Genomic DNA, 282 nt, shown 5'->3' on the forward strand with positions numbered 1-282 from the left:
CCCGCGATGTCTTTGGCGGTCTTGGCGTTTGGTGACAGCGCAGATAAAGATGGTCCTTCTGCTGAAGTTATCCTGGAAAGGCAAGACAGTTCGACACCAAGGTGTCTTGGAAATTTTGCAACATGTAGTAATAACGCCGACTGTTGCAGTCAATTCTGCCGCACCATTACCTTAATGAATATGAATTTCAGACACTGCTTGAGAGCTGCACCAAGTAGCACTACTCCTACAGGTGCCAACTGAAACCGGTAACATGTAGGCTATATGGGTTCATCACCGGGG

1 protein-coding gene is annotated in these 282 nt (G+C 47.9%); it reads left to right on the plus strand.

Annotated elements, in window-relative coordinates; genetic code table 11:
• On the plus strand, positions 1-243 hold a 243-nt coding region (locus BB427_RS24630), incomplete at its 5' end, for a hypothetical protein (protein WP_217492904.1).
• Positions 244-282 lie beyond the last annotated feature (39 nt).

This window comes from Pseudoalteromonas sp. BMB (genome assembly GCF_001709235.1).
GTDB classification, from domain to species: Bacteria; Pseudomonadota; Gammaproteobacteria; order Enterobacterales; family Alteromonadaceae; genus Pseudoalteromonas; species Pseudoalteromonas maricaloris.